This window comes from Peribacillus sp. NPDC060253, from assembly GCF_042727425.1.
In the GTDB taxonomy this organism is placed as follows: domain Bacteria; phylum Bacillota; class Bacilli; order Bacillales; family DSM-1321; genus Peribacillus.
Genome location: NZ_JBHXAS010000199.1, coordinates 1 through 5,454 on the forward strand (window position 1 = coordinate 1; position 5,454 = coordinate 5,454).

Sequence of the window (5,454 nt, forward strand, 5' to 3'; positions counted from 1 at the left end):
GTTTTTGGAGAAGGAGGCTAATCATGCCAATCAGAATTCCGGAGCAACTGCCAGCTAAAGAGATTTTAGAACAGGAAAATATCTTCGTAATGGATGAGGAAAGGGCTACCAATCAGGAAATCCGCCCATTGAATATATTGATTTTAAACCTTATGCCCGAGAAAGAAAAAACAGAGGCTCAGTTACTGCGCTTTCTTGGCAATACTCCCATTCAAGTAAATATATCATTCCTGCGCTTGAGCACACATGAATCGAAAAACACAAGTAAATTTCATTTGGATCAATTTTATAAATCATTTGATGATATTCGCACAAAGAGATATGACGGCATGATCATTACAGGCGCTCCAGTGGAGAAACTGGAATTTACAGACGTTAACTATTGGGAAGAACTGCAGAGTATCATGAACTGGTCCGCTGAAAATGTCACATCGACCTTACATATCTGTTGGGGAGCTCAAGCAGCCCTTTACCATCATTATGGAATAGGCAAATACGAACTGCCAGAGAAATGCTTCGGCATATACACTCATGAGGTACTTGAACCAAATGAAAATCTAGTCCGCGGATTCGATGACTATTTCATGGCTCCTCATTCGCGCTATACGGATATTGACTATCAAAAATTAGTGAACCATCCAGAATTGAAGATTTTGGCACAATCAAATCAAGCAGGGGTATTGATGGCCGCTTCAGTTGATGGTAAAAGAATTATGGTGACCGGTCATTTCGAGTACGATGCCGATACCCTCGGTGAAGAATATAAGCGCGATAGGGAACGTGGAATCCATACACAACTTCCAGAAAATTATTATCCTGAAAATGATCCAACCAGAGTACCTCTTCATCGCTGGAAGAGTCATTGCAGCCTGATGTTCTCGAATTGGCTTAACTATTATGTGTACCAATCGACCCCATATGAGTGGGATTGAAAGGGTAAGGAAAATAAAGTTACTCTTTTAAATGAGTAGTACGAATAGCCATGGGAAACAAAAAACCTGAGTGCCTCAGGTTTTTTGTTTCATGACTCTTTATTACCGAAGTAGACTTCTTCAAAAGGTTGGACGACCACAAATCCCTTACCCTGAAATTTCATTTGTACAGATTCACCGCTTCCCCTTCCAAAAAACGACTTTAATGAAACATCCGTTACGAATTCAGGCTGCAGTTCCCCTGACCAAGCCACAGTGGCATTCGGGTCCGTATACACTGGATTTCCGGGTTCCACCATTAATGTGAGCGGCTCATAATGGGAAGTGAAGGCGACCATCCCTCTCCCCTCGAGCCTTACATTGAACAATCCACCCGCCAATAACCCGGCAATGCGCCGCATCATTTTTATATCCCATTGAATACTCGGCTCAAAGGCGAGTAAATCGTTCCCGTTCACACAGATCGATTCCCCATTTAATTGTATGATTGAAATCTTCTTCCCTTGATCCGCGACATACAGTTTGCCGTTTCCGGTTGCCTTCATTAAGGATGCACCCTCACCAGTTAAGGCTTTTTTGAACAGTTTACCCAAACCATGCTCCAAGATTCCTTCCCGCTCGAATTTAATATGGCCCCGATAAGAAACCATCGTCCCCATTTTTGCCCAGATTTGTTGTTCAAGATTAATTTCCAGTATCCGTTCCGTTTCAAGCTCAAACAAGCCTTGCCCTTTATCCTGCTGTTTCGTCTTTTCAACGAATTGATCGATTTGATACTTCTCCATCACTGAGCACCATCCTTTTGAAGGAGGAACAGCCACATGAACGATACAGCTTGCTTTAATTCCTTTGAAAAATGTCCTAATTTTTTGTAGTCCACTCCTCTCTTCGCAACGCCGGTCTCAGCGATCGCTTTCCATCCCGTTTCAGCTGCCATTTTTTCAAATTCCCAAGGTTGCATGGTATTCATGATCACTTGGTCCCCTAATAATCGTTGAAAACTGAATTTTTTCCGAGGTTCCGCTGTCGGACCAAGTATGGCAAAACAGGCATAACCCCCAGGCTTTATTACCCGTTGAATTTCCTTCATCACGGTTAATGGTTCACCCGTATATTCCAAAGAATTAATGACCATTGCCGCATCCATTTCTTCATCCTTGAATGGGAGATTATTAAAATCTCCTTGAATAAAAGATAGATTAGGGTGTTGAGCCGTTTTCCCTTTTGCAAATTCAATCATGACATTGGATAAATCGACGCCAGTCACTTCAAATCCTGCTTGGGCTAGTTTTAAGGAACCCATTCCATCCCCACAGCCAATGTCAGCCACTTTCAATCCAAGTGGTACATATTCAGAGAAAAACGGGATAATACTTTTTCGGCTGCCTGTTTCCCACATTTCTTGCGAATTCTTCACCCATATAGGCGCAAAGGCATCCCATTCCTTTTCCGTTTCTTTATGCCAAGTATGTAAATTCATCAGGCAATCATCCTCCCATTTAACCCCTATTTATATAAGTAACTGAAACAATCACAGAAATAACAAGGGGGCCTAACCCGTTCCCGTTAACGTTCAACTAAAACACCCATTTTCCAAATAAGGGGGCTTCATATAACTATTCTGCTCTTACTTAATAAATCCTTTTTTAAACGACTTTTGTGCCGTCCTCCTTTAAACAACGTGTGTGGTAAAATGATGAATGCCGAGTTCTAGAAAGCATATGATTTTATCCTATTAATACAAATAAAAAAAACTGCCAGTGGCAGCTTATTTTGAATTTTCTTCATTTCTTTTTTGTATCTTGCGTAAATCCTCGACACGATCAGGATTTTCCTCAAAGAACTCAACAAGGTCCCCAATCCTATCAATGGCATTCCAACTAAGGTGATGTTCAATCCCCTCAACATCTTGATAGATATTTTCTTCCTTGACCCCAATCAATCTTAGCATCTGTTCTAAAAGTTCATGACGGTATACGAGCCTTTTACCAACTTTTTTCCCATTTGCAGTTAAAACGAGACCTCTATACTTTTCATATATCAAATATTTTTCATGATCCAGTTTTTGAACCATTTTTGTAACAGAAGATGGATGGACGGAAAGATTTTCGGCAATATCAGAAACCCTTGCATACCCTTTTTCTTCAATAAGTAAATAAATTTGTTCTATGTAATCCTCCATGCTCGGTGTAGGCATTCGGATACCTCCCATTCAAACGCATATCTAAAAATTTTACTATATAAGCGGCCCCGAAACAAGCAGATATCGTCTCAGGGCGCCTTTTAATGAAGTTTCTTCTCATGTTTGTTTAATGGCTTCTTCTGTCGGGAATGTAAAACTGATCTTCTTTTCGGAATCGGACCAAGATAAAATGGCATCAAAGGTCTTTTCTCCTTTTTTAAATCCGCTTATCAAATCCGTTTCCCCACTCGCCAACAGCTTTTTAATATTGGCTTGGCTGATTTTCTTATTGAGGATTTTTTTGGAAATCGTAAAGTTACACTTCGTTTTTTGATAACTCACACATCCGTAGAATTCCCCTTTATCGACAATCTTAGAACCGCATAGCTTACAGTTGCCCACTGATGCTGCGCTTCTCTTTTTAGAGCCGCTCCTTTGAATCGATTCGGTATCAAGCCCCTGAAAATCCCAGCTTTCCGATGACTCCACGGCATCACTGATAATTTTTGCTGACATCTTTTTAACAGCTTCCATAAAAACACCGGCTGAAGCCTTTCCTTCACCAATTTCCCTTAAACGCTTTTCCCATTTAGCTGTCATTTCAGGTGAAGCCAGGATTTTCTCCCCAATGGCCGTAATCAGCACTTTCCCTTTATCTGTCGCAAACACCTGATTTTTTTTGACATTAATGTACTTGCGATCTTTGAGCATGGTAATGATACCAGCTCGGGTTGCTTCGGTACCAAGGCCCTCGGTTTTCATCAGCACCTTTTCCAATTCTTCATTATCCAGATGTTTTCCCGCCGTTTTCATCAAGGTGATCAACTGGCCCTCTGTATAGCGCTTTGGAGGCTGGGTCTTACCTTCTTTCACCTTTAAATTGGCGACCTTTCCAGTATCTCCTTGTGAAACGGACGGCAAAAGGACATCATCATCATCCTTGTCATTTTGGAAAATCACTTTGCGCCATCCCTCTTGAATCTGTTGCTTCCCTTTTGAAATGAATTCTGCCCGCTTATCGACGAGTGTTTTAATGGTTGTGTAATCAAAAATGGCTTTCTCATAATGAGCCGCAATCAACCGCCGTACTATCAAGTCATAAATATTCCGTTCTTCAGCGGAAAGTCGCTTTGGGTCGGTAACCTGCTCCGTCGGGATAATGGCATAGTGATCCGTCACTTTTTTTTCATTTACAAAGCGTTTATTATTGATGATACTAGGTTGAGGCACAGGGAAAAGTGATTCATATTCAGAAAAGCCACTTAGTTTTTGCAATATATCGGGAAATGTCTCGGCTTCTCCCTCAGTCACATAATTGGAGTCGGAACGTGGATAAGAAACGATCCCTTTTTGATATAAACTTTGGACAATATCAAGTGTCTGTTTCGGTGAATATTTATAAATCTTATTTACTGTTGCTTGCAATGAGGAAAGATTAAATAATAAAGGGGGCTGAAACTCTTTTCTCTCTGTAGCCATTTCTGCAATTTCGGCTTCCTTACCCTTGCAAAAGGCGGCTATTTTTTCAGCCAGTTCTTTTGTCTTGATCCTCGAATCATTGTTCTGCTGCCATTTCCCCTGATATTTCTTTCCATCCATCTTGAAATCAGCGAACACTTCCCAGAACGGTTCAGACTTGAACTGCTCAATTTCCATTTCCCGCTTCACGATCAAAGCGAGGGTAGGTGTCTGAACCCTGCCAGCTGAAAATACATCCGAAACGCCCCTTTGTTTCAATAAGATGCTATACGCTCGGGATGCATTCATGCCCACAACCCAGTCTGCACAAGCTCTCGTATACGCTTCATGATAAAGTGGCCTTGTTTTTTCTTCGCTCATCAGATTTTGGAATCCCTCATAAATGGATTTTGGGGTCAAAGAGGAAATCCATAAACGTTTCATCGGTTTATTGACGCTGCATAGATTGACGATGTTTCGGACAATCAATTCTCCTTCACGCCCGGCATCGCCGGCATGGATGATTTCATCGACATCGGGTTTCCTAAGCAAAGTCTTCACAACATTGAATTGCTTCGCCTTTTGCCGGGTCACTTCATATTGGAATCTCTCAGGAATCATCGGCAATGTATCCATCGACCATTTTTTCCATTTGGAATCGTACGTTTCCGGCGATACAAGTTGACATAAATGTCCGACAGCCCATGTTACATAAGCACCATCGGGGAAAAGTTCATTAGGCAAAATTTCTATATAGCCTTGCTGTTTCTTCGTTTTAAATTGAGCTGCTAGCGTTGAACCTTGATCTGGTTTCTCCGCAATGATTAGCTTCATATTTTCGTCACCTAATCCGTAAAAAAATATCTTTCTTTATTATTATAC

At 41.2% G+C, this 5,454-nt stretch carries 5 protein-coding genes; 1 reads left to right on the plus strand and 4 read right to left on the minus strand.

Features of this window, described 5'->3' with window-relative positions:
* Positions 1 to 23: 23 nt before the first annotated feature.
* Positions 24 to 932 carry a homoserine O-acetyltransferase MetA gene (metA, locus tag ACFWE9_RS25690; RefSeq protein WP_230160260.1) on the plus strand — a complete coding sequence of 303 codons (909 nt, stop codon included), beginning with the start codon at positions 24 to 26 and terminating at the stop codon, positions 930 to 932.
* A gap of 89 nt (positions 933 to 1,021) precedes the next feature.
* On the opposite strand, the gene ACFWE9_RS25695 is transcribed toward metA, so the two are convergent.
* The 4 genes from ACFWE9_RS25695 to ACFWE9_RS25710 all read right to left on the minus strand — a co-directional run bounded on the left by ACFWE9_RS25695 (position 1,022) and on the right by ACFWE9_RS25710 (position 5,406).
* Positions 1,022 to 1,717: an AIM24 family protein gene (locus ACFWE9_RS25695; protein WP_230160410.1), complete on the minus strand. Its 696-nt coding sequence runs from the start codon at positions 1,715 to 1,717 to the stop codon at positions 1,022 to 1,024.
* Complete coding sequence (locus tag ACFWE9_RS25700) at positions 1,717 to 2,412, minus strand: class I SAM-dependent methyltransferase (RefSeq protein ID WP_230160257.1); 696 nt, start codon at positions 2,410 to 2,412, stop codon at positions 1,717 to 1,719. Before ACFWE9_RS25700 ends, ACFWE9_RS25695 begins: the two co-directional genes overlap by 1 nt.
* A gap of 288 nt (positions 2,413 to 2,700) precedes the next feature.
* On the minus strand, positions 2,701 to 3,129 hold the full coding sequence (mntR, locus tag ACFWE9_RS25705; RefSeq protein ID WP_230160255.1) for a transcriptional regulator MntR: 429 nt from the start codon (positions 3,127 to 3,129) through the stop codon (positions 2,701 to 2,703).
* A 102-nt stretch (positions 3,130 to 3,231) separates the two neighbouring features.
* On the minus strand, positions 3,232 to 5,406 hold the full coding sequence (locus tag ACFWE9_RS25710) for a DNA topoisomerase III (protein WP_230160253.1): 2,175 nt from the start codon (positions 5,404 to 5,406) through the stop codon (positions 3,232 to 3,234).
* Between the last annotated feature and the right edge of the window lie 48 nt (positions 5,407 to 5,454).

Coding starts and splice junctions, on each gene's coding strand:
- ACFWE9_RS25695 (WP_230160410.1), bottom strand. CDS start 1,717: ATGGAGAAGTATCAAATCGATCAATTCGTTGAAAAGACGAAACAGCAG.
- ACFWE9_RS25700 (WP_230160257.1), bottom strand. CDS start 2,412: ATGAATTTACATACTTGGCATAAAGAAACGGAAAAGGAATGGGATGCC.
- mntR (WP_230160255.1), bottom strand. CDS start 3,129: ATGCCTACACCGAGCATGGAGGATTACATAGAACAAATTTATTTACTT.
- metA (WP_230160260.1), top strand. CDS start 24: ATGCCAATCAGAATTCCGGAGCAACTGCCAGCTAAAGAGATTTTAGAA.
- ACFWE9_RS25710 (WP_230160253.1), bottom strand. CDS start 5,406: ATGAAGCTAATCATTGCGGAGAAACCAGATCAAGGTTCAACGCTAGCA.